The sequence below is a fragment of the Streptomyces sp. NPDC096339 genome (assembly GCF_044762985.1).
In the GTDB taxonomy this organism is placed as follows: domain Bacteria; phylum Actinomycetota; class Actinomycetes; order Streptomycetales; family Streptomycetaceae; genus Streptomyces.
Window position 1 is genome coordinate 24,904 of the sequence record NZ_JBIWFI010000038.1, and the last position, 25,614, is coordinate 50,517.

A 25,614-nucleotide genomic window follows, 5' to 3' on the forward strand; every position below is an offset into this window, starting at 1 on the left:
GCCTACAACTCCGTGCGGAGTGTGGCGGTGTACGGCGGTGAGCCCGGGGCGATCACCCCGCGACCACCCCGGGCGATGGGCGGCACCGTGCCCGGCCCGGCCCATTCGGCAGGCTCCTGCTCCACGTCCCCGTCGGCGCCCTCCCGGCCCACGCCCGCGTGAGAACCCGAAGCCCCGAGTCGAACTGGGCGGGGTACGGCCTTGGTTCTCCGGCGGGGCTCCGAACGCTGCTAGCGTGCCGCGATGGACCTCTTCTCGCTCTCGTGGTCGGCATTGCGCACGGCGGTCGACGGGCTCGCGGACCGGGACTTCGAGCGGCCGTCCGGTTGTGCCGGATGGCTCGTCCGCGACCTGGTCTGCCACCTGGTCATCGACGCGCAGGACGTCCTCATCACCCTCGCGACCCCGGCCGGCACGAGACCGACCAGGGACGCGGTGACGTACTGGGAGGTCGTCGAGCCGCCGACCGGCACCGACCCGCTCGACGCGCTCACCGTCCGGCTCGCCGCCGCGTACCAGGACCCGGCGCTGCTCAGGTTCCACCTCGACGACGTCGGCTCCGCCGCCGGGCGCGCCGCGGCGCTCGCCGACCCCGACGCCTGGGTGGGTACCCGCGGACAGGTGCTCACCGTGCGCGACTACCTCGGGGCGTACGTCCTGGAGTGGACCCTCCACCACCTCGACCTCGCCGCCGGCGTCCCCGAGGCGGCCGGGCCGCCCGCCGAGGCCCTGGCGCGCTCCCGCGAGATGCTGAAACGGATCGCCGCCATCCCGTTCCCCCCGGCGCTCTCCGACACCGACGCCCTGTTGATCGGCACGGGTCGCCGACCCCCTACGGCCGAGGAGCGGGCCCGGCTCGGCGACCTGGCCGGTCGGCTCCCGTTCCCCGTCGGCTGATCCGGTTCCCGGGCGCCGCCATCCGCTCGGGACGCACCCGGCGAACCCCACCTCCCGCCGTGCTTCGAGGTCCGGGACCTTCGCCCCATGTGCGGGGGTACGCCTCGTGGTGCGATGGATGGGGGGCTCCACCGGCCCGAATCCCCGGGCGGTCCCCTTGGGGCGGGAAGAAAGGAGCACCCGGTGCTTTCCCGGAGTCTGCCCCTCACCTTGCGTGCGATTCCCCTCGCGGCGGTGCTCGTGGCGGCCCCGCTGGCCGGCGGCATCTCGGCGGGCGCCTGGCTCGTCCACAACAAGCACGAGCGGATCGTCTCCCAGATCAAGGAGCGGTGGCGTCCCGCCCAGGCGGAACTGACCGAGGTCCGGCATGCCGCCCAGGACGCTCGCGCGGCCGGCCTCACCGGCGGCCCCGCCGCGGCCTGGCAGAGCCTCGAGGCCCATGGCCGGCTGTCGGAGGCGGTGTTCCGGCTCCGCTCCTCCGTACGGGGCACCGGGGAAGCGGGCACCGCGGCCGCCGCACTGGAGACCGCCGCGCACCAGTGGTCCGCCGCCACGCTCGGGGGCACCGCAGCCGGGCTGACCGGGGCGAGGGCCCCGCGCGAGGCGGAGGGGGACCCCCAGGGCGCGGAGGCGGCCGCCGGTGCGGTGTTCCTCGCCCCTTCCGACCACTACACGGCTGTCGACTCGGCCGCCGACACGCTCTCCAGGCACCTGGACAGGGCCGTCGCCGCCGCCGAGCGCCAAGCCGGCTCGGGCGACACGTCCCTCCTCCTCTACCTGCTCGCCTGGTGTGCGCTGACCGCCGCCGCCATCGTGCTGTTCCCGCGCCTGAGCGTCACCCGCGTCCTCGCGCCCGCCGCCCGCATCGAAGCCGATCTGCGGCGCGCGGCGACGGGTACGGTGGACGACCCGCTCGCCCCGCGCCCGCAGGGCTGGCTGTCTCGCCTCGCCCACGAAGCCGACCGCGTCCGCGCCGGCCTGAGCCAGTCACGGTGGCAGGCCCGGTGCAGTCACGAGGCTCTGACGCAGAACGGCCCCTGCGCGACGGGCCTGCACCGCATCCTCACCGCTCAGAACGGGCCGGGCCCCGGCATCGACGTGCACGGTGCCCTCATCCCCGCGGAAGGCCTCCTGGCCGGGGACTACCTGGACTCCCTGGCCCTGCCCGACGGGTCCACCGCGCTGGTGCTGGGCGACGTCACCGGGCACGGTGTCCCCGCCGGACTGCTCGCCGTGCAGCTCAAATGCGCCGTGCAGACCGCCCTGCGGACCGGGCTCGGCCCCGTGGTGGCGGCGCATGCCGCGTGGCGGGCCCTCGCCCACGCGGACGAACGGTTCTCGACACTGCTGATCGCCGTCGCCGACCCCCGCAACGCCACGCTGACCTGGCTCAACGCCGGTCAGGAGCAGCCCTTCCTCGTACGCGCCGACGGCGGTGTCGAACGCCTCCAGCCCACCGGCCCTCTCATCCACCCCCTCCTCGAACCGGAAGCCGACGCCTGGACGACACGCTGCACTCCCTTCCGGCCCGGAGACCTCCTCGTTCTGTGCACCGACGGACTCACCGAGGGCCGACACCCTCAGACCGCCGCGGAGTTCGGAGAGCAGCGGGTCGCCACGACCCTCGCCGCCACCCTTCCGGCCGAGCCCGTGACCGCCGTGGCGGCCCTCTACCACGCAGCGGAGGCCTTCGGTGTCGACTGGAGCCGTGACGACGTCACCGTCCTCGCCGCGGCGTGCACCGCACCGGCCACGGCCTGATCTTTCCGCGTTCGCCGGTACCGAATGAATTGAACACGTTCAGCACGCCTGGCAATATGGATCCGTGCCGCCGCGGGCCGGGCGGGCGCCTGGATCGCCGTGCCACGAGGGGGGATTGACCGTGCATCAGAAAAGATCATACGGCCGGATCCTGTTGATCTCGACGCCCGTGCGATACCCGGAAGTCCTGCCCGAATGCCCGGCCGGGCACATAACCACCCATGCACAAGGAGTAGGACATGAAGGCACACGTCAGCTCGATCCTTCTTGGCGTCCGGGACATGGAGGCCGCCAAGCGGTTCTACGCCGAGGGGCTCGGCTGGAAGATCCAGAGTGACTTCGGCATCTCGGTGTTCTTCGCGTCGGACGGCGCCTCCCCCGTCGGCTTCTACAGCCGCGAAGGCCTGGCCGACCAGGTGGGCACGGACCACGAGGGCAGCGGCTTCAGCGGACTGGTTCTGACCTATGTCGTCCGCAGCGAGACGCGGGTCGACGAGGTCATGGCGGAGGCCGAGAAGGCCGGTGCCAGGATCCTCAAGCCCGCCGGCACTCTGCCGTGGGGCGGGTACGGCGGCACCTTCGCCGACCCGGACGGCTACATCTGGAGCCTCGGCTACAGCGCCCAGGGGACCGACCAGCCCTACGCGGAGTAACCGCGATCTTTCCCTCACAGCCGTCCGGGACGGCGGGGCGCGTGCCGCTGCCGTCCCGGACGACCCCGACCCGGGCGCGGGCAGCGGAAGCGGGAGCCGGAGCGGCCATCGGATCCGGGCCGGTGGGATCCGCGGTGAACCGGCAGCACGAACAGGAGAGGATCATGAAGTTTCGGACCCACGTCGAGCCACCCGAGCCCATGCGGGGCCTGGAAGTTCCGTCCGAGGTGGTGGCAGCGCTCGGTGGGGGCGCGCGGCCACCGGTGACGATCACCGTCAACGGGCATTCCTGGCAGAGCCGGGTCGCCCTCCTGCGCGGCCGCCACTTGCTCGGCCTCAGCAATGCCAACCGCGAGGCCGCGGGTGTTGCGATCGGCGACGAGGTCGAGGTCGAGCTGGAGCTCGATACCGAGCCGCGCGTCGTCGTCGAGCCCGCGGACTTCGCCCAGGCTCTGGACGACGACCCGGTCGCCCGCGCCGCCTATGACAACCTCGCGTACAGCCACAAGCGCGAGCACGTGCGCGCCATCGAGAGCGCGAAGAAGCCCGAGACGCGCCAACGGCGTATCGAGAAGGCCATCGCCACTCTGCGGGGCTGACACGTCGGATACGCCGGCCCCACCACGCGCACGGTCGCGGTGGGGCCGGCGTAAGGGCGTTCCGTCAGCGATGACACCGTGCGGCCGGGGTTGGCAGCGCGGTCACGACACCGACCCCGACCCCGACCCTGACCCTGACCCGATCGCGTCCAACACGGCCGCCGCGACGTGCTGTTGACCGGCCGGGGTGAGGTGGACGCCGTCCTCCTCCCAGTGGCCGTGCGCGGCGGCCCGGGTGTCGACCGAGGTCTCGGGCTCGGCGAGCAGGAACTCCGCGACGGCGTCGAGGTCCGCCCCGGCCCAGGCGAGTCCGGCCCGCCGGAAGTGCACGTACTCCGCGACCCGCCCGGGATCGACGCCGGTCGGGGTGAGCCAGACCCACCGGGCCCCGGTCCGCCGGACCGTCAGGTCCCGCAGGGCGCCCAGGGCACGCCGGGTCTCGGCGGCGGCGATCAGCGGGACTCCGTCCAGCCGCTGGACGTCGTTCGCCCCCAGCATGCACAGCACCCAGTCGGGCCGTTGGAACGCGAGCAGCGGGAGGTTCGCCAGGGTCTGGGTCGTCGTACTGCCGGAGACGGCCAGGTTGGTGCAGCGCACGCCTTCCGGAAGCAGGTGCCGCAGGATCTCGAACCAGGACAGCCGGTCGGCGGTGGTGCTCTCCCCGACGGCCACGACGTGCTCGCCCGGACGGAACGGCAAGCCGGCCAGGCTCGCGGCCGCCCCCGGCGCGGCCGCGAGAGCGGCGGCGGCCGCCCGGTTCCGGGCCTCGAACCGGTCCAGGTACGTCCGGTAGTCGGCCGGGGCGAGCCCGAACAGGGCCCCGAGCGCGGCCTCGTCGGGGGCGGGGCCGAGGTGGCGCAGGACCTTCTCGGGTTGGTGGAAGCGGAGCATCCGTTCGGCCGGGTCGTGGGCGGGGGTGGGGGCGGTGGTGGCGCTCGTCATGACGGTCAGCCCTCCTTGCGCACACGGCGCCGCGGCAGCATGAACCCGGCGGCGATCAGCCACAGCAGACCGGTGAACCGGGCGACCGGCAGCAGCAGGGCGGCGCCGTCGGCCAGCAGGACCAGCGTGGACAGTTCGGCGACCGCCGCGACGGCCAGACCCGCCACGGCGAGGGCGCGCGGCAGCAGGCCTGCGAGCAGTCCCGGTACGGCGATCCCGGCGACCAGCAGCCCCAGCAGGACGACGTGGCCTGGCCCGCCGAGCCCGAAGGCCAGGTACTGCAGGGCCCGTACGACTTCGCCGTGCCCCGCGACCTCGGGCCGGGACAGCACCCAGGTGACCAGTCCGGAGCAGGCGAGGAAGGCCGAGGCGAGGACACCTCCGGCGAGGGCGATGGTGGCGCCGGGGGCACGGACGCCGAGCTTGTGCAGGCGCGCCGAGACCGTCGCGGCGTAGATCGCGAGCGGCACCGAGGACGCGAACTGCAGGGCCCCGGAGACGCGGACCGCACCGGTGTGGTCGCGGAAGTAGGCGGTCACCGAGTCGGTGGAGCCGAAGGGCGAGGGAAAGGGGTCCCCGCCGGCCAGGACGGTGCTGAGCACGAGCCCGGCGAGGAAGAGCGCGGTGAAGACCACGGCGAGGACGCCCGGCGGCGGGCCGGCCTGTGGGTCGCGGCGGCGGTGTGTCTCACTGGCGGCTGCCCCACTGGAGGCGGTCTCACGGGCAGCGGTCTCCGGGGCAGCGGTCTCTGGGATGGCGGTCACGACAGAATCCGTTCTCTCAAGTTAATCGTTCACCGAGGAGAATCATTTCGCGTGGCTTACGATAGGCCGATGAACAGCCCTCGGCAAGCGCATACGACGGGCTCCGCCCCGACCCCCGGGCCGCGCGGAGCCGCGTTCCTCCTCGCCCAGATCGGCGCGCACGCCGCCGGACGCTTCGCCGAACGCGTCGGCCACCTGGGACTGACCCCTGCGGACGTCGGGCTGCTGCGCATGGTCGCCGGACAGCCGGGGCGCAGCCAGCGGGCCCTCGCCGAGGACCTGGGCGTCGTACCGAGCCGTGTCGTCGCGCTGATCGACGGCCTGGAGGGCAAGGACCTCGTCGAACGGCGGCGCAGCGCCGAGGACCGCCGCAACTACGAACTCCACCTCACGGCGGAGGGCAGACGCACCCTCGGCGCGGTCTCCCGCGCGGCCGCGGCACACGAGGACGCCCTGCTCGCCGCCCTCGACCCGGAGCAGCGCACCCACCTGCTCGGCCTGCTCGAACGCGTCGCGGCGGAACAGGAGCTGACTCCCGGAGTCCACCCCGGCTACCGCACCCGCGGCTGACCCGTGGGGGTGCTGCGGGTGGAGGGTCGGCATCCACCGGGGCGACGGGCGCAGGACTGAGCCGAACGTGTCGAGCAGGGCGGCGATACGGACGGCCTCACCCTTCGAAGGGGCCTGGTGACGTAGAAACGGATCGGACTCCCGCCTCCAGGCCCCCGGCCCCGAGGCGCCGGCAGACAGTGACCGCCTCCGGGCCGCGCCGTTCGACGTCGTCGTTCTGGCTCCGGTACGGCCTCAGCTCAGGGAATCGCCCGTGAAGGCCCTCGTCGCCACCGACTACCAACCGCTTGACCGCCTGACCATCGCCGATCTGCCCAAGCCCGACCCGGGACCGGGTGAGGTCGTGGTGAAGGTCGAAGCGGCCGCACTCAACCCGCTCGATCTCATGCTGGTCACCGGGGCCGCGAAGGACGTCTACCCGACCGGGCACCCGTTGATCGTCGGGATGGACATGGCGGGAACCGTGGCGCAGGTCGGCGCCGGAGTCAGCGGATACGCGCCGGGCGATCCGGTGCTGGGGTTCGTCGGCCAGGCGGGTTCCGTGGCGGAGTACACCGTGGCCACGCCGGGTCCCCTGCTGACCCATCGGCCGCGGAACCTGGACGCCGTGCACGCGGCGGCCATCCCCGAGTCCGGCATGACCGCGGTGTGCCTGCTGCGGGCGGTCGGCCTGAACCGGGCTGAGAGCGTGCTGGTGATGGGGGCCACCGGCGGAATCGGCCTGTACGCCGTGCAGCTCGCGCACACGCTCGGGGCCCGCGTGATCGCCACGGCCACCGCTCAGGACGCGGACTACATCCGCGAGCTCGGTGCCGCCGAGACCGTCGAGTACCGGGAGGCCGACGCGGTGGAAGAGGCGCTGAAGCTGGTTCCGGGCGGAGTCGACGTGGTCGTCGACCTGGTCAACCGCGGTGAGGGCCTGGCCGGCAGCGCACGGGCGGCCAGGCCCGGTGGCAGGCTGGTGTCCCCCCTGTTCGGCCCCGGTGAGCTGGACCGCGGCGTGACCCCGGTCTACATCGGCTCCTTCGCCCCGGAACCGGGCGATCTGGAAGATCTCGCGAACCGGGCCGCGGACGGCGGTCTGCGCGTCGAGATCGGTGCCCGCTACGCGTTCGGCGACGCCGTGCGGGCCGTAGCCGACTTCGCCGGCAAGCACATCCGGGGAAAGGTCGTCATCACCGTCTCCTGAGGCCGAGAGAAGCCGTACGGCGCTTCGGCCACGAGCCGCCCTCCTCCCCCGGCCTCAGCCGCCGCGCGCGCAAGCCACTCGACGTGCCCAGAGGCAATACTTGACCCGCACCCGCGCAGGCGGCGCGAGGCTGGTTCGGCCCATCACGAGGGAGCCCTTCATGAACACGGCGCGAGACCTGTTCGTCATTGCCCTGGAATCCCAGCCGGAGCGCCCCGTGGGACAGGGTGACCTCTCTCTGGCCCTCGCCGGTGCCGAACTGATCGATCTCATCGCGGCGGAGACCGTCACGCTGAACGACGATCTCATCCTGCCGGGCTCGCAGCCGGCTCTGGACGACCCGCTGCTCGGAGCGGCGGCGTCGGCGCTCGTCCGGCAGGGTCCGTACGAACGCGTCGAGGACTGGCTGTGGCGCAGGGGCCGGGACCTGTCCGCTTCCTACCAGCGTGTGTTCGAGGAAGACGGGCTGCTGACCCGTGCGCGGCGGGGCCGCCTGTCCTTCGGAGCCGAGCGGATGGAACTCGTCGACACACCGGCCCGGAGGCGGGCACAAGAGCGCCGGGAGGTGGACGAACCCGTCCTCCGGGCCCTCGCCGTGGCCATCGGTATCCGCCCCGGACCGAAGGAGGACGCTCCCGGTCCGGACGGCGATGCGGTGACGACCGTGCTGGCCGCCGTCAACGACGCCGTGATGGAGCTGGAGGCGGTGCGTCAGCGCAGGTCCATCGAGAACGCGGCCTTCGCCAACGTCTGGCGGGCCCCCTGAACTCTGCGTCGGAGAAGGCCCCGAACGAGGAAGTCCCACCAACTCCTGCGAAGTGATGGGAAGTTCAGTCACTCATCAGTAACATCCGACCGGCCAGTAGCACGCCTCCCGAGAAGCCACCCTCGAAAGGGTCTCCTGCATGCGCCGGACCTCCCGCTTCGCCCCCGTCGCCCTCGCCGTGGCAGCCCTCCTGCTCGGCGTCCTTCCCGCGCAGGCCCAGGCCCACCCCGCCCGCTCCCCTGACCGGGTCCCCGACCGCGTCACGGTCGGGGACCGTACCTTCATCGCCGACGACCAAGGCCGCGCGCTGCAGTGGCGCGGCTTCAACCTCGCCGACAAGAGCAGCCGGGGCGCCGACGCGTTCGCCGACATCCACGAGAGCGACCTCAGGGACATGGCCGCCCGGGGCTTCAACCTTGCGCGCCTGGCCTTCTTCTGGGACGACCTCGAACCCACCCCCGGTCACTACGACCGCGGTTACCTCGCCAAGATGCGCCGCATCCTCGACTGGGCCGACCGCTACCACGTCAAGGTGATCCTCGACGCCCATCAGGACGTGTACGGACCCCACTTCGGCGCCCGTGGCATCCCCGACTGGGCGACCCGAGACGACGGACTGCCGTTCACGCCGATACCCGACGACTGGTTCTCCCAGTACTTCGAGCCGTCCGTGCAGGCCGCCTTCGACCACCTGTACAAGGACTCCGACCTCCGCACCGCGCACGCCCGCATGTGGATGACGGTCGCCTCCGCCCTGGGCCGGCACCCGGCGCTGCTCGGCTACGACCTGATGAACGAGCCGTTCGCGAAGTTCCTCGAAGGCGAAGACCTCCCCGCCGCCGCGGCCCGCTTCGAGGCCGGCGAGCTCACCGAGATGTGGAACCGCCTCGCGCGGGCGGTACGCCTGGTCGACCGGAAGTCGTGGGTGTTCGTCGAACCCACCGTGATCGTCGGTCTCGGCGTCCCCACCCGGCTCGGGCACATCGACGACCCGCACGCCGGGTACGCGCCGCACTTCTACGAGACCGCGATGGAAACCGGCGCCGACTACGACCCCAACGGCACCTTCGTCCCCGCCTACGAAGCCGCGATCAGCGACTATCCGACCCGCAACCGCATGCCGGTGATCGTCGGGGAGTGGGGCGGCAACCCCTACGTGGCGCACGCGAGCCGGTTCGTCACCGACATGACGGCCTCCATGGACCGTTTCTCCAGCGGCTGGACGTGGTGGCAGTGGTGCCGGGGCGGCGGCTACTGCTTCCTCGACCAGACGGGCGCGGCGAAGCCCAACGCCAGGTTGCTCATGCAGCCCTACGCGCGGGCCGTCGCGGGAGACCCGCTCGGCTTCGCCTACGACCCGGCCACACGCACCTACTCCCTCACGTTCCGCACCCGGGACAGCGCCGAGGGACCCACCCGGATCACCGTGCCCGAGGACACCTACCCGACCGGCTACCGCGTCACGGTCCAGGGTGGCGGCGCCACGTGGAACGGCCACGGCCAGACCGTCACCGTGAACACCCGTGGAAGAACCGGAACCACGTACCGGGTCACCGTCGGCCCGAGGTAGCCCGGAAGGAAGGGCCCCGAGGTCCCGTTCACCGGTCGGGGTGGCTAGACCGTCTCTTCCGGATCTTGCGCACGCCCGGCCAGCAAGCCTGTGACCAGGGCCAGTGGGGGCCAGTCGAGGCGGCCAGGGTGGGCCAGGGCGTGGGCTCGCAGGGTGACGGGTGGGCCGGACAGCGGCACGAGGCGCACCTCGGGGAAGGTCCGGGTGCCCAGCGGCAGCAGGCCCACGCCGAGCCCGGCGGTGATCATGCCCTGGACCAGGTCGAGGCTGTCGGCCTGGTGGGTGATGCGGGGGGTGAACCCCGCCATCGAGGCCAGGGTGCGGATCACCGTCTCGTCGGCGGTGTTGCGGGAGTTGACGATCCAGTCGTGCGGGGCGAAGCGGGCGAACACCTCCAGGGTGTCGGCCCGCTCGGGCACCTCGGCGTGGGCCGGGACGCCGAGGCCCCAGGGCGCCGTCCACAGAGCGGTGGCGTGTACGGCGGGATCGTGATCGGCCGGCGCCAGGTCGTAGTCGTAGGTCAGGGCCAGGTCGGTCTCGTCGGCGGCCAGCAGCCGCAGGGCCTCGGCGGGCTCGTGCTCGCGTACCAGGATCCGCAGGCGGGGCACCGTCCGGGCGAGCTCGGCGATCAGGGGCAGCAGGTGGACGCGGATGGCCGTGGAGAACCCGGCCACCCGCAGGGTGCCGTTGGGCTCGGCCCCCGGGGCGAGGTCGAGCCGGGCGGTCTCCACCGCGGCGAGGATCGTCACGGCGTGCTCGGCCAGCCGGCGGCCCGCCGGGGTGAGCCGCACGCGTCGCCCGTCCGGTTCGATCAGCGCGGCGCCCATCTCCTTCGCGAGGACGGCGAGCTGCTGCGAAACCGTCGAGGTGGTGGCGCCCGTCGCGTCGGCGACCGCCCGCATCGAGCCCAGGCGGGACAGTTCCACGAGCAGGCTCAGCCGTCGGGTCTCCATGCTGCGATTATCCGGCTTTCCCGAACGAATCGTCCGTGATTGGCACGTGGACGTGAACGATACCTGGAGCATCTACTGGGCCCATGCATCCCGTGACCCCCGCATCGCCCCGGACGCCCGCGTCTCGGCTCCGGCCCCGGCCGAACCCCGCCCACAGCGGCGTGCTCATGGCCGTGGCCGCCATGTCCGCCGTGCAGCTCGGATCGGCCCTGACCGTGCCGCTGTTCGACCAGCTGGGTGCGCAGGGCGCGGCCGGGTTGCGGCTGGGCTGGGCCGGCCTGTTGCTGTTCTTGTTCGTACGTCCCCGGCGCCGCGACTTCGGGCGCGGGGACCTGCGGGCCTGTCTCGCCCTGGGCGTGGCGACCGCGGGGATGATGCTCTTCTTCATGCTCGCCCTCAGCCGCCTGCCGCTGGGCACCGCGAGCGCGCTGGAGTTCCTCGGCCCGCTCGCGGTCTCCTTGTACGGGCCCGGGCGCGGGCGCCGGGTGTGGACGGCCGCCGCGGCGCTCGGCGTCGTACTGCTGACCGAGCCCTGGCACGGGTCCCTGGACGCGCTCGGCATCGGATACGCACTGGCGGCCGCGGCTTGCTGGGCCGCGTACATCCTGCTGACCCAGCGGGTCGGCGACAGCGTCACCGGGCTGGGGGGCCTGGCCGTGTCCATGCCGGTCGCGGGCGTGCTCGGGATGCTGGTCGCCACTCCCACCCTCACGGCCCACCTGACCTGGTCGGCACTGTGGATCATGCTGGCCCTGGCACTGCTGAGCCCGGTCCTGCCCTTCGCCCTGGAGTTCCTCGCCCTGCGGCGCCTCACCACCTCCGCCTTCGGCACCCTGATGAGCCTGGAGCCCGCCTTCGCCACCGTGATCGGGCTCCTGGTCCTCGGCCAGAGCCCCGGCCCGGCGCCCGCCGCGGGCATCGCCTGCGTCGTGATCGCCGGCATGGGCGCGACCCGCACCGGTGGACGGCAGGCCCCGGATCCATCCGTCGCACCCGGCGAACCGCAGCCCTCCGTCCGCCGGGCGGCCGACGGATCCACGGACCCGGCCGGGGCCCGCTGCGCGAGCTGAACCGCCCTTTTCGTCCCCTTGACGATATCAACCCCCCCAGTTATCGTCATGGTGACGAAATCAAGGGGGTTCTCCATGGCCGACATCACCCGGCGCTTCGGCTGGCGTCATCTGCGATCCGCGCCCACCACCCACATCCGCCACCACAGGCGCGGCCGGCTCGTGCATGACGGCCGGGGGCTCAGCTTCTGGTACCGGTCGCTGTCCGCGGCGCTGTCCGAAGTCCCCGTCGACGACCGGGAGCTGGCCATGGCGTTCCACGCCCGTACGGCCGACTTCCAGGACGTGACCGTGCAGGCCACCGTCACCTACCGGATCAGCAACCCGGCCGACGCCGCGGACCGGCTCGACTTCTCCGTCGACCCGGACACCGGCAGCTGGCGCGGCGCGCCCCTGGAGCAGATCGCCACCCTCCTCACCGAGACCGCACAGCAGCACACGCTGGACGTGCTGGCCCGGACCCCGCTGGCCGACGCCCTGGTGAACGGCGTCGCCTCCGTACGGCAGAGCGTCGCCGCCGGCCTCGGCGCCGAGCCCAGGCTCCCGGCCACCGGCATCGAGGTGGTGGCCGTGCGCGTCGTCGCGATCCGGCCGGAAGCCGAGGTGGAGCGCGCCCTGCGCACACCGGCCCGCGAGCAGATCCAGCAGGAGGCGGACCGGGCCACTTACGAACGGCGGGCCGTCGCCGTCGAGCGCGAGCGCACGATCGCCGAGAACGAGCTGGCCAGTCAGATCGAACTGGCCCGGCGCGAGGAGCAGCTGGTCGAGCAGCGGGGCATCAACTCCCGTCGCGAGGCGGAGGAGAAGGCGGCGGCCGACAGCGTACGGACCGAGGCCGAGGCGGCCCGCAAGGTCCGGCTGGCCCGGGCGGACGCCGCGGCGGCGCGCGAAACGGGCGCTGCACGAGCCGAGGCCCAGTCCGCCTGGCTCCAGGTGCACGGCGAGACCGGCCCGGGAACGCTGTACGCCCTGGCGGCGACCCGGCTGGCGGAGAACCTGCCGCGGGTCGAGAGCATCACGCTCACACCCGACGTCCTCACCGGCCTCCTCGCCAAGCTCGGGCGTCCGGACCCCGGAGCGGGCGCGTGAGCCTGGCCCCTCGGGCGGTGCTCGTGCACCGCAGGACCGAGTACGAGGAACTGCTCGACCGGCACGGGACGCACGGGCAGGCCGCGTTCTTCCTCTCCAGTCGGGGCCGCTCGATCGACGAGGTGGTCGACCGCCACCACCGGACCCGGCAGGCGCTGCGGGAGGTGACGGCGGCGGTGCCGCTCACCTGGCGCAGCTCCCAGGTGGAACGGGCGGACCTGGACCGGTTCCTGTTCGCGCCGGAGGACGTGGTGGTCGTGGTCGGGCAGGACGGCCTGGTCGCCAACACCGCGAAGTACCTCTCCGGGCAGCCGGTGATCGGCATCGACGGCGACCCGGGACGCAACCCCGGAATCCTGGTCCGTCACCGCTGCGCGGACACGGCCGCCCTGCTGCGTGCCGCGACCGCCGGGGGACGGACGGACGACCTGACCATGGTCGAGGCCGTCGCCGACGACACCCAGCGCCTTCTCGCGCTGAACGAGATCTACCTGGGCCCGCCCGGCCACCAGACGGCCCGCTACCGCCTGGGCCCCGACAGCGAGAAGGACCCGGGCGAGGCCCAGGCGTCCTCCGGCGTACTCGTCGGCACCGGCACCGGCGCCACCGGCTGGCTGCGCTCCCTGTGGCTGGAACGCGGCAGCACCGCACAGCTGCCCGCTCCTTGCGACCGCCGGCTCCTGTGGTTCGTCCGAGAGGCCTGGCCGTCGCCGGCGACCGGAACCTCAAGGGTCTCCGGCCATCTGGAACAGCAGCAGGGACTACGACTGACCGTGGAGTCTGACCGGATCGTGGTCTTCGGCGACGGCATGGAGGCCGATGCCCTGCAGCTGACCTGGGGCCAGAGCGTACGACTGGGCATCGCGGCGACTTCACTGCGACTGCTGACCTGACCGCCCTGCCTCTCCTGCCCGGTGTCGGGGGGCCGGCCCGCCGCGCGGCCCCCCGATCAAGCGGAGGGGGTGGTGCGTGCCGCGGAGACGCCCGTCAGGCCGGGGTGTCCCATGCGGTCGTCAGGCCGTCCAGCCACGCGGGCGGCAGCTCCGCCGCGTTCCACTTCTCCCGCAGCGCCTGCGGCGTGGCGACGAGCCGCTCCAGCACGGCGATGCTCGTGGGTGAGTGGAGAAGCGAATAGCGGCCGTGCACGGTGATGGCGCTGCCCGGTCCGAACGCGGCGAACAGCCGCTTCAGCCGGTTGACGTGGACCGCGGCGAACTCCGTCAACCGTCCGGGGTAGCCGGCCCGCTCCCGCGGGCTCATCGTGGCGAGGACTGCGACGAGTACCTCCTCGGTCACCTCCGGGTCCAGCTCGGAGACCTCGGTGAACGAGAGGTACAACGGCGTGAGCGCCACCCGGGCCCTCTCCACCTCCATGCGGCCGACCCGCTGACGCGCCCCGGCCGGGCCCGGATCCCCGGCCGCCTCCATGGCCCGGACCAAGGACCGCTCGGCAACGGCACCCAGGTCCTTCAGGATCTCCTCCGTGGCGTCGAGCCAGCCCGACCCGTACGCGCCCCCGCCGTCCCCCGGCGCGCTGCGGGCGCCGCCGCTCAGTTCCGTGTGGGCAAGGGCCAGCGCACCCGCCTCGACCAGCCCGATCAGTTCCCAAGCGTCACCCGGGCGGACTCCCGCCCGCGCCAGGAGCTGCACCAGCGTCGTCTTCGCGTTGTCCGTACTGACCTCGTCCGGCCACTGCCGTCCCTCATCAGCCGCGCCCATCGAAGCCTCCTCGTCTCCACTCGTGCGGTGCGCGCCGCTCCGTCGTCCCTCTGCAATGATCAACGCGCGATGGCCGACCCGTGCTCCCGGACTCCTGAGGCGGACGGTAACAGGCGGCCCGGCCACCGTGGCGGCCCCTCCGAGCGCGCTGCGGTGGACAAACCAAGTGCGCTGATCGATCACGGTGGGCAACACTGTGCGGATGAGCGCCGCAGCCGCCCTGACTTCGCAGGAACGAGCCCTTCGCCATGTCGCGGAACTGGCGTCGGGCCCTCCGATCGACCCGGCGCTGCGGGTGACCCTCAATTTCCACCCGGACCGTCTGCTGCGCGGCAGACCGATCCTGGACGCCATGGCCGAGGAGGGCGTCTACCGCTCGCAGTTCGTCACCGGGACCGGCAACGGCGGACTCACCGCGTATCCCGGCGGCGACCGGTGGCGTTGGGAGAGTCGGATCTTCGATGGGGCCTACGACGAAGCACCTCCTCACGAGCGGCCCGTCTACGGGGGGTTGAACTTCCGCCGCAAGCCGGTCGGCGCGGCGCCTCGGTTCGGTTCCGCCCACTTCCGGCTGACGGCACAGACCCTGGCGCGGACCACGTTCTGCTACCCGGACAGCGTCCTGGAACCGGCGGATTTCGGTGTCGCGGACCGCCTGGGGCTCGTCGAAATCGCCCTCGCCGACCGCCAGGACGACCTTGACGACTACATCGAGGCCCAAGTGCACGGACCGGTCCTGCTGCACCGCCATGTGGAGGCGCTGGTCCTGGATCCCTGCTACCGAGGCACGGCGGTCGAGGCCGCGGCCCTGCGTCTCGGCTGCCCCGTGGAGTGGCACCCCGGTTTCCGACTGGGAGTCGAAGAACTGAGTCGTCACCCCGGCTACCGCGGTCAGGAGTACGTCGACTTGGGCACGGAGATCGCCGTCGACCGCGAACTCGATCCGCGCGTGATCGGCGATGCCGCGCAGGCCGGTCTCCATGACCCGCAGGCGGTCAAGAAGGTGTGGCACTACCTTGCGCGATTCGGGGCGCCCCGAGAGGGCGTGGACGAGACGTGATGATCAGATCGGGCGACCCGCGCAGCCTCGGCGTCCCTGCCGCCGAAGCGAGGTTGCACTTCGACACGGAACTGCAGGAGATCGGCGGCGCGCCGAGGCGCCGCTTGCTCATGGTCGACGACGAACCCGCCTTCGAACTCAGCTTCTACTGCGGAACGTGCCCGCTCCTGTTCCGCCGGTTGAGGACCGCGACGCAGAAGCTGTCCTTGGAGAGCATGCAGGAACGTCTCACCGGTGCGCTGGACGATCCGGACGACGGCGGCGTGATCGATGTGTTCGGTGGGTTGCTGCCGGAAGGCGAGTACCTTCCGCTGCTCCTGAGTGTGGAACCCCGACTGGTCGTCCCCGGGCGGGAAGGCGACTACTTCAGCGGCGAACAGGTCACCACGTGGGGGATCGATCAGTTCTGGGGCCTCCCGGAGCACCCGCACACCCCGTACTACCGGACCTTCGAGACCGCCGTCGACGCGGACGCCCATCTCTACGAGTTCGTCGTTCCGATGGTGCCGCCGACGTGGAACGAGAGGGAACGTGTCGAGGAGTACCTCGCGCTCATGGAGCGGGGAACGGTCCCCACGGCGGTGGCGATCTCCACGCTGGACGTGTGCCAACCCTCCCTCGACTTGGCGGATGACCCCTCCGCGCACTGGGGCCTGACCCACTTCCTCCTCGACGGCCACCACAAACTGGAGGCCGCTGCCACCGCCGGCCGCCCGGTGCGACTCCTCTCGCTCCTGACTCTGGGCGAAAGCCTGGCCGGGGCGGACGACTGCGCCCGGCTGCCTGCCTTGCGCGCCCAAGCCCGCTCGGTCCGCGCCACCGGTACCTGAACGGCACCGATGGGCCCGGCACCGGCCGTCGACTCGTCACCCGTCTGGATCTCTCGGGGTGTGCAAACGGTGCGCACGGCATGACGCTGGAAGTCATGACCGGGGTACCTCCATGCCGCCCATCCTCCAGGAGCGTGATTATGGCCCGGAACCGCCGTCTCATCCTCAGCTCGCCGTCCGAAGTCTGGCGCCTGTTGTCCGAAGGCCACCGCTACGGGGAGTGGGTGACGGGAACCCGGCAAGTCCTCACCGTGGACCCGCATTGGCCGGACGTCGGCGCCCGGCTGAGGGTCCGTGTCGGCGCCGGACCTCTCACCCTTGACGACACCTGTGTCGTCCGCATCTCCGAACCACTACACCGCCTGCAACTGGAAGCGAAGGCAGGGCCTTTCGGTGCGGCTCGCATCGCCATGACGTTGATCCCCTGGGGCGAGCACACCCTCTTCACCCTCGATTGGCACCCCCTCCGGGGCCCCGGCACCCGGATGCACGGCCTGCCCGTGGACTACTTCGTCGCGGTCCGCAACGGCATGATGCTGACGAAGCTGGCTCGGATCGCGGTGCGCGAGCACGCCGCGGCGAGGGTTTGAGGCGTTCGGCGAACACCCGCGGCGGACGCCGTAACATCGACCGATGCGGAAGATCGACAAGCTGATACCGGAATGGGGGCAGCCGGACCGCGTTGCCCTGCACGCCCACACCCCCGACACACTCGCCCGCTACGTCCTGGACACCGGCAACGCCTGGTGGCGCCGCCGGATCTGCGCGCCGGCGCTCGCGGGCCGGGTGCCCGAGGCCCGGGTCCGCGGCCTCGTCGACCGGATTCAGGACGAGGAGGAGACGGCCGAGGTGCGCATCGCGCTCCTCGACCTCCTCGCGGGCCGGACGGAGCTCCTGCCGTGGCTGCGCGACGAGGAACGGCGGGGGGACGGTTCGTACGGTGTCGCCGAGGCTGCCCTGAAGGCCCGTGGCCTGCTCGGCGACCGCACCGCCGCACCCGCACTGTCCACCCTCGCGGCCTCGCCCTGGCAGCACTGGCGGGAGGTCGGGGAAGCCGGCCTCGACGGGCTGGTGGAGCACCACGGCGCCGACGCGATCCTGGCCGAACTCGGCGAGGACCGTCCCGAGGACCGCCGCTTCGCGCTCCGGACGTGGCACCACGCGGAGCGGGACGTGACGCCCTACCTGGCCGACCCCGACCGCGGCATCGCGTACTTGGCCCAGTCGCTCGTCGCGGACCCGGCCCGGCTGCGTGCCCTTCTGGACGAGGCGCCCGCCCCCGAGGCCGCCGTGCGGGCCGCCTGCGCCCTCCATCGGCTCACCGAGGACACCGCGGAGATCCGCCGGATCGACGAGCGGATAGGCAGCCCGCGGACCGAGGTCGACGGGCTGGACGAGGAACTGCGGCGGGCGATCGTCCACGAGTACGCCCCCTGGTGCGAGCGGCAGAGCGACCCCCGGTGGCTCCTGGAAGCCCTGTGCACCGAACCGCCCGACCGCCCGGACCCGGACGGCCAACTCGCGCGGGCGATCGCCGCGTTGACCACGGCGGGTCTGGCCCCGGACCCGCCGGTCTCCGCCGGGGACCACCACCAGCAGGGTGAGGGCACCTATCACGTGATCTCGTGCGGCGACGAGGACGTGTACATCAGCGTCCTCGGGCGCTTCGTCACGGGCCACGACGACCGCCACCCCGCCCGGCGGCCCCTGGAGGAGGCCGGTTTCCGCTGGATCGAAGGGGCCACCGGCGGCATCCGGGTCACCGGTCTGTGCGTCTACCACTTCGGTGGACGCGAGCCCCTCGACGTCCACACCCTGCTGTTCTACTGGCAGGACTGAGCCGGCACGGCCTGGGGGCGGCTGGTCAGGCCGCCTCCGCCGGCTGGTTGCGATCGAGGGCTTCGGCCAGGCGGGCGGCCTGCGTGACCAGGCGGGAGCGGCCGCCGCGGGCCGCGACGGCCGCGAGGCCGGCCGGGTGCGGGGAGGCCGCTTCGGACCGTTCCACGCAGTCGGCGGCGATCTCGAGGAGGTCGCCGGTGCCGCGCGGGTCGGCAGTGCCGGTGAGCATGGCGGGCAGGGTTGCCGCCAGGACGGACCAGGTCGTCGCGCAGGCGCCGGTCGCCGCGACGGTGCGCAGGGAATCGGCGAGCCGGCCCGGCTTGACCGTACCCAGGGCCAGCTGCTCCCCCAGGTCGAAACCAAGGCGTACGGCGTCCAGTTCGCCCCTGGCGGCGAGGGTCAGGAGCGCGTCGACCGCCCTCAGCCGGTCCTCGGGGTAGCGGGCGCCGAGTCCGGTGGCGATGGCGAGGTGGAGCGCCGGTCCGGCCGCGCCTCCGGCGGACGCGAGCAGTGGCAGCACGGCGGTCCCGCCCCGGCCTTCGTGGAGGGCGCAGGACGTGATGGCCGGAAGCGACCAGGCGGCCAGCGTCTCGCCGTCCTCGGGGAGGGTGGCGACCAGGCTGGCGTCGTCGCCGCCGTCCCAGCAGCGGCCGGTCGCCGTGCGGGCCTGCCCCAGCTCCCGGAACGGCTCGGGGAACCCGTCCAGGACGGTGGGGCGTTCCCCGGTGTCCATCGTGAGGTGCTCGGGCCACGCGTCGTAGTGGCGGGCCGTCTGCGGTGGTGCGGTGCGGCGGGTGACGGCGGCGGGCAGGCCGTGCTCGCCGAGCCAGGCCGCGAGGCGGTCCCCTTCGGGTGTGCCCAGGGCGGCAGCCTCGGGGATGGCGGTGGGGTCGCGGCGGGTCCGCAGCAGGGCCTGTGCGAAGTCGGCCGGGCCGGGGGTCTCGCCGAGCCGTGCGTAGGCGCCGAGGCGCTCGATCAGCGTGCGCGGGTCCAGGGAGCCGCCCGTGTGGGTGGGGAAGGCGAGCAGGAAGGGCAACGGGCGGTCCGTGATGTGCCGTGCCGCCTCTGCCACGCGGGCGTGGGCGACGGCGCCGAACGCGGGATGGTGGCAGTCGCTGCGCCAGGCGGTGAGCGCGGGCACGGGCGGGTGCGTCGGACCTGCGTCCAGGACGGCGGAGGCGACGTGTTCGATGCCGGGGAGGTCGTGGGTGTAGTGGCGGGACTGCACGGGGTCGAGCCACCAGCATCCGGCCAGGGCGGGACGCAGCGCCGCCGCGAGGGCCTCCCGGTCCTGGTGGGCGTGCCGGACGAGACCGTCCAGGGCGCGTTCGTACTCCTCGACGTTCGCGAAGCGGGAGTTGACGACGGCGGCGACGAGTTCCGCGGTCTCCTCCACGCTCTGCGGCGCGGGTTCGAGCCGGAGCTGCGCCGGGGGTGGCGGCAGGATCTCCCGGTAGGGGGCGTGGTCGGCGGGGGCGGCGGCGTCCGGGCCGAGTACCTCCACGGCGCGCGCCCGGTGCAGGGGGCTCAACAGGTGTGCGCGCTCGGCGAGTTCCGCGCGTACGTCCGGGTCCTCGACCAGATGTGCGGCGGCGAGCTTGAGGGCCCGTTCCTGGATGTCGGTGTCGCCGTGTCCGAAGGCCTCGCCCAGTACGGGCAGCAGCTCGGGGGCGGCGGCCGGGACGCGGACCAGCTCCCTTCCGAGTAGCGCCAGTTGGGCGCGCACCAGCTTCTTCTCGGGGCGGAACAGGACGGTCAGGGACATGTCGGCGACCAGGCGGGGGGTGAGGTCGCCGGATGCGGCGAGCCGGATCAGGGCCTGCTGGGCGTGCCCGGCGACGGCGGACGGGGCGTCGGAGGTCAGCGCGATCCAGTCGGCGGCGCGCTCGCGCTCCTCCTCCGCGGTCGGGCGCAGGGCCTGAAGGAACGCGAGGTAGGGCTTGAGCTGGGGGGCCGTGCCGCCGCGCAGCAGACGGGCCGTGCACGCGTCGAGGAGGACGGTGCGGTCGATGAGGCCCTCCTCCGCGAGGGTGGCGAGCGCGGTCGGCCAGTGGTACGGGCCGGTGGGCTCGCCCAGCCGGCCGAACGAGGAGGACGGCTCGGCGGTCTCGAAGAGACGCGGGACGAGTTCGGCGGTGTACGGGTCTCGGCGCAAGGCGTCGACGAGGGGGACGTGGGAGATGAGCAGGGACGAGGCCCAGCCTTCGAGGCAGCCGTCGGTGGTGGGCATCGCGCATCCGGCGAGGTCGACGAGCGCGCGGATCAGCGGGTAGTCCTGCTCGGCGGTCGCTGCCCGCGCGGCGAGCCGGTGGGCGAGGTCTCCGAGCCAGATCGGCTCGCGGTCGGACAGGACGTCGAGCAGGATGCCGGTCGGGAGTGCCTGCCAGCGGCGCAGGTCGCGGGCGGCGATCCAGGAGGCCGCGGCCGCGGCGCCGCCGGCGCATCCTGCGGCGGCGACGACCAGGGACGGGTTCATCAGGTCCCGCTCCCGCCAGTTCTCCCAGCCTTGGGAGCGCAGGTCGACTCGCAGCACCTTCAGTTCGGCGAGCACCTCCCGGCGCTGCGCCCGGTTCAGGGCCTTCAGCAGTTCCGGCAGGTGGGCGGTGCGGCCGGCCCGCACCGCGGTGAGGATCCCCTGTGCGGGGACGTCGGGCTGCGGGGCGGAAGCGGTGGTCTCCCGGGCGGTGGCGTTCATCGTGCGGCTCCGGCGGGGGTGGTGGTGTTCGTGGTACCGGCGTGGGAGTCGGTGTGCGAGGCGGCGGCCCGTCGGGCCATGCGGGTGGCGAGGGCGTGCTTGCAGGGGCCTCGACGACCCCGGTAGTCGGCCCACCACTGGCAGGTGCAGCTGAGGGCACCGCCGGTGCCCCGCACCTGGTAGCGGCGCTGCCCGGAGGCGACGACGGCGGAGCCGGCACCGTGGTCCAGGGTGACCGCGCCCTCCGCCAGCAGCGCGCGGGCGGCGACCAGGCGTGGATTGTGGCGTTCCGCGCGACGGGCGTCGTAGGGCAGTTCGCGGTGGAAGTAGGCGGCTTCGGCGAGGTCGTAGCCGACCCGGCCGGCCGTACCGAGGTGCGTGAGCGCGGCCCGTACGCGCTCCACGGGGAGCCCGGACTGGTCGGCGAGGTCGGCCGGGTCGATGCGCGGTTCCCAGGCCAGCAGCACGGAGATCAGGTCGGCGTCCTCGGCCGCCGTGTCGGTGGCGAGGGCCTCCAGGACACCGCCCTCGCCGGAGAACCCGCGGTCGGGCTCCGGGGAGAGGGTGAGGGTGAGCCGCATGCCGGGCAGGCCGACCTCCCATGCGGAGGCGGTGGGTCCGGCACCGTCGGCCAAAGGCCCGTACACGCGCAGGCCGGTCGCATTGCGCAGGACCCGTTGGAGCGCGGCGAGCCGGTCCGGTCCCGGCAGGCACACCGCGCCGGGTACGGGGCGCGTGGTGGGGCGCAGCGTGCGGCCCGCGGGCACCACCCACTGGGCGGCGCTCGCGGTGCTCCCGCCCGCGGGGGTGCGCGGGAGCGAGCGCAGGAAGCGCACGGCTTCGGTGGCGGTGAGTTCGGCGCGCAATTCGAAGCCGGTGGTGATGGCCTGGGATTCGGCGAAGCCGCGGAGCCAGCGGTCGGGCAGCGGCACCTTCTTCTCGACGACCGGGCCGTCGAGGGTGGTGACGGTCAGTTCGTCGGGGCCGACGCGCAGGTGCAGCGGGTCGTCTCCGGTCAGCCGGGACAGTGCCTCGCGCAGCGGGTTGTTGACGTCGACGTTGGTGGTGCCGTGACCGGTGTCGGCGCCGCCCAGTCCCTCGGGCAGCACGTCGAGGCGGGCGTACACCCCGCAGCACCCGGAGAAGGACTCGAAGCGCAGCCGGTCACCGTTGCCCGTGACGACCGGGTCGAGGGAGGCCCGCAGGGTGCGCCGGTGGTACCGGGCGGCGGCCACGTCGGCGACGGCGAGCAGCGCGCGGGCCGCGGCCTGAGGACTGTTCAGGAACCCGGCGAAGAAATGGGGGTGGGCCTCGGCCCCGGCCGGTGTCAGCCCGCCCGCGGTCTCCAGTCCGAGCATCCGTCCCGCGCCGGGCGCGGTGGTCAGCGCGGATGGGCCCGCGTAGGCGAAGGTGTGTGCGGTTCGCGTCATGTCGGGAACGCTAGGCGGGACCACTGACAACGCCGTTCCGTGCCCACGGCGGCCGGCCGGTACCCGGGGGCACGTGCGCGTGGTCGCGTGAGGCTTCGTCAGTTCCCGGACGAATACCGGGCAAATCCCGTTCCTGGACAAGTGGTTGTGGTGAGGCGGCTTCGTAGCCGTGAAACCGGCGATCCTCCCGCGGATCTTGATCGCCGCCGCGTCTGCTGATTGGCTGGCCGGCATGACCGAGCTCGGAACCATCCCCTGGCCGCCCGCCCCGATCGAGACCGAGAGGCTCGTGCTCCGTGAGCCCGAGGCCCGGGACCGTGCCGCGGTCATCGAACTGCTGGCCTCGCCGGAGGTGGGCACCTACCTCGGTGGCGCTCAACCGCGCGAGGAGATCGAACACGCGATGCCCGGGGCGCCCACTCGGCGCCCCGGGCGTTTCACGGTCGATCTCGACGGAGCGATGATCGGCCAGATCACGCTCACCAAGGACACCGGGCACCTTCGTCAGGCCGCCGGAAAGGTCGAGCTCGGCTACCTGTTCCTGCCGCGGGTGTGGGGACACGGGTACGCCGCCGAGGCGTGCGCGGCCGCACTCGACTGGTTCGCCGGCGCGCTTCCCGACGAACCGGTGGTGCTCGCCACCCAGACCGCCAACATCCGCGCCATGCGCCTCGCGGCGAAGCTGGGTTTCGTCGAAGTGGAGCGGTTCGAGGCCTACGGCGCCGAGCAGTGGTTCGGCATGTGGTCCTCCTCGGCCACGTCGTCCGATTGAGCTCGTGCTCGCCGGCGCGGAGTGGTGGCGTCGTCCCGGGCAGCGGCTGAAATCCATTGGTGCACCCCGCGGCCCGACGGGATCACGAGCTGCCGCCGTGCCGTGCCCGGAACGGCGGTCGTTGACGTGCCGCCACCCTGGGAGGGCCTCCTGGTCGGCACCGATCCGGACAAGCCGCACAGGAACAAGTGGGTCACCGCCCTCGGCGCCAACGGGACGCTGCGGCGGCTCTTCCCCCACTCCTGGATCCCGACGGAGCATCATTTCGGAGGTCCCGCGGTCGAAGTCGGGCAGTGCCTGGTCTACGCCGGCACCGTCCACCACGGGCACGGGCTCCAATCCGGTGGCGCCTACGTCGTACGGCGGTCCCTCGACGGTGTGGTGCGGTGGCAGCACCGCACCGATCACCCCGCCACCGCCCTCGACTCCGACGGGGACACCGTCTACGTCGCCTACAACTCCGGGGCCCTGACAGCACTCGACGCCGACGACGGCTCGGTGCGCCGGCACACCGACCTCGAGGTCAACGGAGCACCGACCACCGCGCTGTCCCTCGCTGTAGCGCCGCAAGGGCACTTGCTCATCGGCACCGTCGACGGCCGGATCCTGGAGTACGAACCCTGGCCGTGACCCGGACCCGGGCAGATCGCGGGCCGACCGTCGCCGGCCGCTCCGCCATCCCGCGGACCGCACCTTCTCAGGCGCAGGTGACGGTCACCTGGCCGCTGCCGCCGTTGCTCGAGAAGGCGATCGTGAACCTGCCGTTGGCGGGCTGCTGTTCGGCCCTGCCACCGAGCGTGATGACCTGTGAGCCGTCCGGCCCGAGCGAGCCCTCGCCCTGGCTGACGGTGACCCCTTGGGGCAGTTTGCCGACGGACCAGTTCAGCTTGCCGCTCCCGCTGTTGCGGACCACCAGGGTGTTCGGCCACTCGCCGTTCGCGCAGTACTCCTGGACGCTGCTCGGACGCAGCGCCAGTACGGGCACGGCGGCCGGAGCGGGCGTGCCCGACTGCTTCGGCTGCGCGGTCGGGGTCGACCGGCCGGGAGAGGCGCTACGGGTGGGCGGGGTGGAGACGACGGGTGTCGGTGACTGCGCACCCGCGGCCGGGGCGCTACCGCTGGGATCGGGTGCCGGGCCGGTGGCGGAGGAGGAGGGCACGGGGACGGGCGCGCCGGCCGACACGACACCGGTGGGCGTCGCGCCCGCCTGGGGCAGGGTGGTGGCCGGATCGTGGCCCAACTGCCGGCCCACGACCGCCCCGCCGACGGCGGCGACCAGGACACCGCCGATGATCAGGGCCATGGTCTTCGTCTTCTTGGCCCGCTTCTGACGCGCCTTCGACCCCGGATGCCCGGTGCGTCCACCCTGGACGATGATGCCGTGCTGGACGGCTCGGGGGTCGTCCTGCTTCGGGCCGATGGCACGAGGGTCGTCCTGCTTCGGGCCGATGGCACGAGGGTCGTCCTGCTTCGGACCGATGGCACGAGGGTCGTCCTGCTTCGGACCGATCGCCCGGGTCGAGTCGTGGAAGCCGGACGCCGTACGACCCCCCTGGACGATGATGCCGTCCTGGCCCGGGGTCGGATCGGTGAAACCCCCGCCCACGCCCGGGGCGGTCCCGTGGGGTGCGCCCGTCCCGGGCGCCTCCATGTCCTCCGGACGAGGCACGTCCGGCCCACCTCTACCATCGCTCATGACGCCGAACCCTCCTGCGGTCACGTGCCGGGATGTCTCTCATACTCAGCCGGCTCCCGGCCGCGAGGTCCAGCCCAGGATCGTGACGACAACGTCCCGAACTCGTACCGGAGATCGCCGGCCCGAACAGCGGTACGCCGACCTACCTGAGCTCCCACAGGCTCTCGTCCACCCGGATGTCGGGCAGACCCGGCACCGGTGCCGTGGCCGCGTACAGCACGAACCGGTCGTCTTCCTCGTCCATCGCCCCGCGAAGGCGCGCACCATCCGCCAGGATCACCGTCCACAGTCCCGGTGGCTCGGTGCCGCCGTACAGCACGTACGCATCGAAGTGGGCGGCGAACCGTTCGGCGAACTCCCGGCGACCGACCCGGTCGGCCAGCCGGCCCTCGATTCCGACGCCGAAGCTCATTTCGAAGTGGCCGAAGACCTCCCGGTACGTGCAGAACGCGGAGAACACCACGTCCTCCGGGATGTCCCGCAGGTCCTCTGCGACGCGGTCCTCGTGGCCCACGAACAACCGGCATTCGGAAATCTCGAAACAGTCCAAGATGAACGCCCGCAACTCGCTCGCCGAAACGAGACGAGACGATAGACAGTCGTAGCCCGTGGCCTTGGTTTCCGTCACGACGCCACCCTACGCACACACCGTGCCGGCCTCCGCCCGGGCGGCCGGCGGCTCGGTCGTCGGACGTACTCGCCGTGGCCCGCGCGCCGAGAAGGCAGGACCCACCCCGCTGCCGGTGGCCT

The 25,614-nt window shown here is 72.8% G+C and carries 25 protein-coding genes; 17 read left to right on the forward strand and 8 right to left on the reverse strand.

Annotated features, from left to right (window positions below; translation table 11 throughout):
- The first annotated feature begins 243 nt into the window (after window positions 1-243).
- From ACIQ5Y_RS33020 to ACIQ5Y_RS33035, 4 genes are all read left to right on the forward strand, one after another.
- Window positions 244-897 (forward strand): maleylpyruvate isomerase N-terminal domain-containing protein, encoded by a 654-nt coding sequence (locus tag ACIQ5Y_RS33020; protein WP_403888907.1) that lies wholly within the window; start codon window positions 244-246, stop codon window positions 895-897.
- A gap of 183 nt (window positions 898-1,080) precedes the next feature.
- On the forward strand, window positions 1,081-2,658 hold the full coding sequence (locus ACIQ5Y_RS33025) for a PP2C family protein-serine/threonine phosphatase (RefSeq protein ID WP_403888910.1): 1,578 nt from the start codon (window positions 1,081-1,083) through the stop codon (window positions 2,656-2,658).
- 239 nt (window positions 2,659-2,897) lie between these two features.
- Window positions 2,898-3,311, forward strand: coding sequence for a VOC family protein (locus ACIQ5Y_RS33030; protein WP_403888913.1), 414 nt, complete (start codon window positions 2,898-2,900; stop codon window positions 3,309-3,311).
- Between the two features lie 164 nt (window positions 3,312-3,475).
- On the forward strand, window positions 3,476-3,910 hold the full coding sequence (locus ACIQ5Y_RS33035) for a YdeI/OmpD-associated family protein (RefSeq protein WP_403888916.1): 435 nt from the start codon (window positions 3,476-3,478) through the stop codon (window positions 3,908-3,910).
- A 102-nt stretch (window positions 3,911-4,012) separates the two neighbouring features.
- On the opposite strand, the gene ACIQ5Y_RS33040 is transcribed toward ACIQ5Y_RS33035, so the two are convergent.
- Both ACIQ5Y_RS33040 and ACIQ5Y_RS33045 read right to left on the reverse strand, forming a co-directional pair.
- Complete coding sequence (locus ACIQ5Y_RS33040) at window positions 4,013-4,852, reverse strand: SGNH/GDSL hydrolase family protein (protein ID WP_403888918.1); 840 nt, start codon at window positions 4,850-4,852, stop codon at window positions 4,013-4,015.
- A 5-nt stretch (window positions 4,853-4,857) separates the two neighbouring features.
- Window positions 4,858-5,616 carry a hypothetical protein gene (locus ACIQ5Y_RS33045; RefSeq protein WP_403888921.1) on the reverse strand — a complete coding sequence of 253 codons (759 nt, stop codon included), beginning with the start codon at window positions 5,614-5,616 and terminating at the stop codon, window positions 4,858-4,860.
- A gap of 69 nt (window positions 5,617-5,685) precedes the next feature.
- Between ACIQ5Y_RS33045 and ACIQ5Y_RS33050 the strand changes: the two genes are divergently transcribed.
- The 4 genes from ACIQ5Y_RS33050 to ACIQ5Y_RS33065 all read left to right on the forward strand — a co-directional run bounded on the left by ACIQ5Y_RS33050 (window position 5,686) and on the right by ACIQ5Y_RS33065 (window position 9,711).
- The gene (locus ACIQ5Y_RS33050; protein WP_403888924.1) at window positions 5,686-6,186 is read left to right on the forward strand and encodes a MarR family winged helix-turn-helix transcriptional regulator; all 501 of its coding nucleotides are present in this window, start codon (window positions 5,686-5,688) and stop codon (window positions 6,184-6,186) included.
- A 253-nt stretch (window positions 6,187-6,439) separates the two neighbouring features.
- Window positions 6,440-7,375: a zinc-binding alcohol dehydrogenase family protein gene (locus ACIQ5Y_RS33055; RefSeq protein WP_403888927.1), complete on the forward strand. Its 936-nt coding sequence runs from the start codon at window positions 6,440-6,442 to the stop codon at window positions 7,373-7,375.
- Between the two features lie 160 nt (window positions 7,376-7,535).
- Entirely contained in the window at window positions 7,536-8,141 is a 606-nt protein-coding gene (locus ACIQ5Y_RS33060; protein WP_403888930.1) for a GPP34 family phosphoprotein, read from the forward strand.
- Window positions 8,142-8,280: 139 nt separating this feature from the next.
- Entirely contained in the window at window positions 8,281-9,711 is a 1,431-nt protein-coding gene (locus ACIQ5Y_RS33065) for a cellulase family glycosylhydrolase (RefSeq protein ID WP_403888933.1), read from the forward strand.
- 44 nt (window positions 9,712-9,755) lie between these two features.
- Here the strand turns inward: ACIQ5Y_RS33065 and ACIQ5Y_RS33070 are convergent, their stop codons facing one another.
- Window positions 9,756-10,664, reverse strand: a complete 909-nt coding sequence (locus ACIQ5Y_RS33070) for a LysR family transcriptional regulator (RefSeq protein ID WP_403888936.1) — start codon at window positions 10,662-10,664, stop codon at window positions 9,756-9,758.
- Between the two features lie 167 nt (window positions 10,665-10,831).
- Between ACIQ5Y_RS33070 and ACIQ5Y_RS33075 the strand changes: the two genes are divergently transcribed.
- The 3 genes from ACIQ5Y_RS33075 (at window position 10,832) to ACIQ5Y_RS33085 (ending at window position 13,716) form a co-directional block, all read left to right on the forward strand.
- Window positions 10,832-11,734, forward strand: a complete 903-nt coding sequence (locus ACIQ5Y_RS33075) for an EamA family transporter (RefSeq protein WP_403888939.1) — start codon at window positions 10,832-10,834, stop codon at window positions 11,732-11,734.
- A gap of 75 nt (window positions 11,735-11,809) precedes the next feature.
- On the forward strand, window positions 11,810-12,823 hold the full coding sequence (locus tag ACIQ5Y_RS33080) for an SPFH domain-containing protein (protein ID WP_403888942.1): 1,014 nt from the start codon (window positions 11,810-11,812) through the stop codon (window positions 12,821-12,823).
- Window positions 12,820-13,716, forward strand: coding sequence for a hypothetical protein (locus ACIQ5Y_RS33085; protein WP_403888945.1), 897 nt, complete (start codon window positions 12,820-12,822; stop codon window positions 13,714-13,716). Before ACIQ5Y_RS33080 ends, ACIQ5Y_RS33085 begins: the two co-directional genes overlap by 4 nt.
- A 94-nt stretch (window positions 13,717-13,810) precedes the next feature.
- On the opposite strand, the gene ACIQ5Y_RS33090 is transcribed toward ACIQ5Y_RS33085, so the two are convergent.
- Window positions 13,811-14,542, reverse strand: a complete 732-nt coding sequence (locus tag ACIQ5Y_RS33090; protein ID WP_403888948.1) for a hypothetical protein — start codon at window positions 14,540-14,542, stop codon at window positions 13,811-13,813.
- 202 nt (window positions 14,543-14,744) lie between these two features.
- Here ACIQ5Y_RS33090 and ACIQ5Y_RS33095 point away from each other — a divergent pair, with 202 nt between their 5' ends.
- The 4 genes from ACIQ5Y_RS33095 (at window position 14,745) to ACIQ5Y_RS33110 (ending at window position 18,271) form a co-directional block, all read left to right on the forward strand.
- Entirely contained in the window at window positions 14,745-15,602 is an 858-nt protein-coding gene (locus ACIQ5Y_RS33095; protein ID WP_403888951.1) for a DUF3626 domain-containing protein, read from the forward strand.
- Window positions 15,602-16,432, forward strand: a complete 831-nt coding sequence (locus ACIQ5Y_RS33100; RefSeq protein ID WP_403889071.1) for a hypothetical protein — start codon at window positions 15,602-15,604, stop codon at window positions 16,430-16,432. The genes ACIQ5Y_RS33095 and ACIQ5Y_RS33100 overlap by 1 nt, the downstream gene beginning before the upstream one ends.
- A 140-nt stretch (window positions 16,433-16,572) precedes the next feature.
- The gene (locus tag ACIQ5Y_RS33105; protein WP_403888954.1) at window positions 16,573-17,022 is read left to right on the forward strand and encodes an SRPBCC family protein; all 450 of its coding nucleotides are present in this window, start codon (window positions 16,573-16,575) and stop codon (window positions 17,020-17,022) included.
- A 43-nt stretch (window positions 17,023-17,065) separates the two neighbouring features.
- Window positions 17,066-18,271 (forward strand): hypothetical protein, encoded by a 1,206-nt coding sequence (locus ACIQ5Y_RS33110; RefSeq protein WP_403888957.1) that lies wholly within the window; start codon window positions 17,066-17,068, stop codon window positions 18,269-18,271.
- Window positions 18,272-18,296: 25 nt separating this feature from the next.
- On the opposite strand, the gene ACIQ5Y_RS33115 is transcribed toward ACIQ5Y_RS33110, so the two are convergent.
- Window positions 18,297-20,966 carry a DUF6493 family protein gene (locus ACIQ5Y_RS33115; RefSeq protein ID WP_403888960.1) on the reverse strand — a complete coding sequence of 890 codons (2,670 nt, stop codon included), beginning with the start codon at window positions 20,964-20,966 and terminating at the stop codon, window positions 18,297-18,299.
- Window positions 20,963-22,396 (reverse strand): SWIM zinc finger family protein, encoded by a 1,434-nt coding sequence (locus ACIQ5Y_RS33120; RefSeq protein WP_403888963.1) that lies wholly within the window; start codon window positions 22,394-22,396, stop codon window positions 20,963-20,965. Before ACIQ5Y_RS33120 ends, ACIQ5Y_RS33115 begins: the two co-directional genes overlap by 4 nt.
- Before the next feature lie 232 nt (window positions 22,397-22,628).
- Between ACIQ5Y_RS33120 and ACIQ5Y_RS33125 the strand changes: the two genes are divergently transcribed.
- Together ACIQ5Y_RS33125 and ACIQ5Y_RS33130 are read left to right on the forward strand one after the other, a co-directional pair.
- Window positions 22,629-23,168, forward strand: coding sequence for a GNAT family N-acetyltransferase (locus tag ACIQ5Y_RS33125; RefSeq protein WP_403888966.1), 540 nt, complete (start codon window positions 22,629-22,631; stop codon window positions 23,166-23,168).
- Between the two features lie 126 nt (window positions 23,169-23,294).
- The gene (locus ACIQ5Y_RS33130; protein WP_403888969.1) at window positions 23,295-23,798 is read left to right on the forward strand and encodes a PQQ-binding-like beta-propeller repeat protein; all 504 of its coding nucleotides are present in this window, start codon (window positions 23,295-23,297) and stop codon (window positions 23,796-23,798) included.
- 67 nt (window positions 23,799-23,865) lie between these two features.
- Here the strand turns inward: ACIQ5Y_RS33130 and ACIQ5Y_RS33135 are convergent, their stop codons facing one another.
- Window positions 23,866-24,864 (reverse strand): hypothetical protein, encoded by a 999-nt coding sequence (locus tag ACIQ5Y_RS33135; RefSeq protein ID WP_403888972.1) that lies wholly within the window; start codon window positions 24,862-24,864, stop codon window positions 23,866-23,868.
- Window positions 24,865-25,006: 142 nt separating this feature from the next.
- Window positions 25,007-25,492, reverse strand: coding sequence for a hypothetical protein (locus tag ACIQ5Y_RS33140; RefSeq protein WP_403888975.1), 486 nt, complete (start codon window positions 25,490-25,492; stop codon window positions 25,007-25,009).
- Window positions 25,493-25,614 lie beyond the last annotated feature (122 nt).

Coding starts and splice junctions, on each gene's coding strand:
- ACIQ5Y_RS33020 (WP_403888907.1), top strand. CDS start 244: ATGGACCTCTTCTCGCTCTCGTGGTCGGCATTGCGCACGGCGGTCGAC.
- ACIQ5Y_RS33030 (WP_403888913.1), top strand. CDS start 2,898: ATGAAGGCACACGTCAGCTCGATCCTTCTTGGCGTCCGGGACATGGAG.
- ACIQ5Y_RS33035 (WP_403888916.1), top strand. CDS start 3,476: ATGAAGTTTCGGACCCACGTCGAGCCACCCGAGCCCATGCGGGGCCTG.
- ACIQ5Y_RS33040 (WP_403888918.1), bottom strand. CDS start 4,852: ATGACGAGCGCCACCACCGCCCCCACCCCCGCCCACGACCCGGCCGAA.
- ACIQ5Y_RS33050 (WP_403888924.1), top strand. CDS start 5,686: ATGAACAGCCCTCGGCAAGCGCATACGACGGGCTCCGCCCCGACCCCC.
- ACIQ5Y_RS33060 (WP_403888930.1), top strand. CDS start 7,536: ATGAACACGGCGCGAGACCTGTTCGTCATTGCCCTGGAATCCCAGCCG.
- ACIQ5Y_RS33065 (WP_403888933.1), top strand. CDS start 8,281: ATGCGCCGGACCTCCCGCTTCGCCCCCGTCGCCCTCGCCGTGGCAGCC.
- ACIQ5Y_RS33070 (WP_403888936.1), bottom strand. CDS start 10,664: ATGGAGACCCGACGGCTGAGCCTGCTCGTGGAACTGTCCCGCCTGGGC.
- ACIQ5Y_RS33075 (WP_403888939.1), top strand. CDS start 10,832: ATGGCCGTGGCCGCCATGTCCGCCGTGCAGCTCGGATCGGCCCTGACC.
- ACIQ5Y_RS33080 (WP_403888942.1), top strand. CDS start 11,810: ATGGCCGACATCACCCGGCGCTTCGGCTGGCGTCATCTGCGATCCGCG.
- ACIQ5Y_RS33090 (WP_403888948.1), bottom strand. CDS start 14,542: ATGGGCGCGGCTGATGAGGGACGGCAGTGGCCGGACGAGGTCAGTACG.
- ACIQ5Y_RS33095 (WP_403888951.1), top strand. CDS start 14,745: ATGAGCGCCGCAGCCGCCCTGACTTCGCAGGAACGAGCCCTTCGCCAT.
- ACIQ5Y_RS33100 (WP_403889071.1), top strand. CDS start 15,602: ATGATCAGATCGGGCGACCCGCGCAGCCTCGGCGTCCCTGCCGCCGAA.
- ACIQ5Y_RS33105 (WP_403888954.1), top strand. CDS start 16,573: ATGGCCCGGAACCGCCGTCTCATCCTCAGCTCGCCGTCCGAAGTCTGG.
- ACIQ5Y_RS33110 (WP_403888957.1), top strand. CDS start 17,066: ATGCGGAAGATCGACAAGCTGATACCGGAATGGGGGCAGCCGGACCGC.
- ACIQ5Y_RS33115 (WP_403888960.1), bottom strand. CDS start 20,966: ATGAACGCCACCGCCCGGGAGACCACCGCTTCCGCCCCGCAGCCCGAC.
- ACIQ5Y_RS33120 (WP_403888963.1), bottom strand. CDS start 22,396: ATGACGCGAACCGCACACACCTTCGCCTACGCGGGCCCATCCGCGCTG.
- ACIQ5Y_RS33125 (WP_403888966.1), top strand. CDS start 22,629: ATGACCGAGCTCGGAACCATCCCCTGGCCGCCCGCCCCGATCGAGACC.
- ACIQ5Y_RS33135 (WP_403888972.1), bottom strand. CDS start 24,864: ATGAGCGATGGTAGAGGTGGGCCGGACGTGCCTCGTCCGGAGGACATG.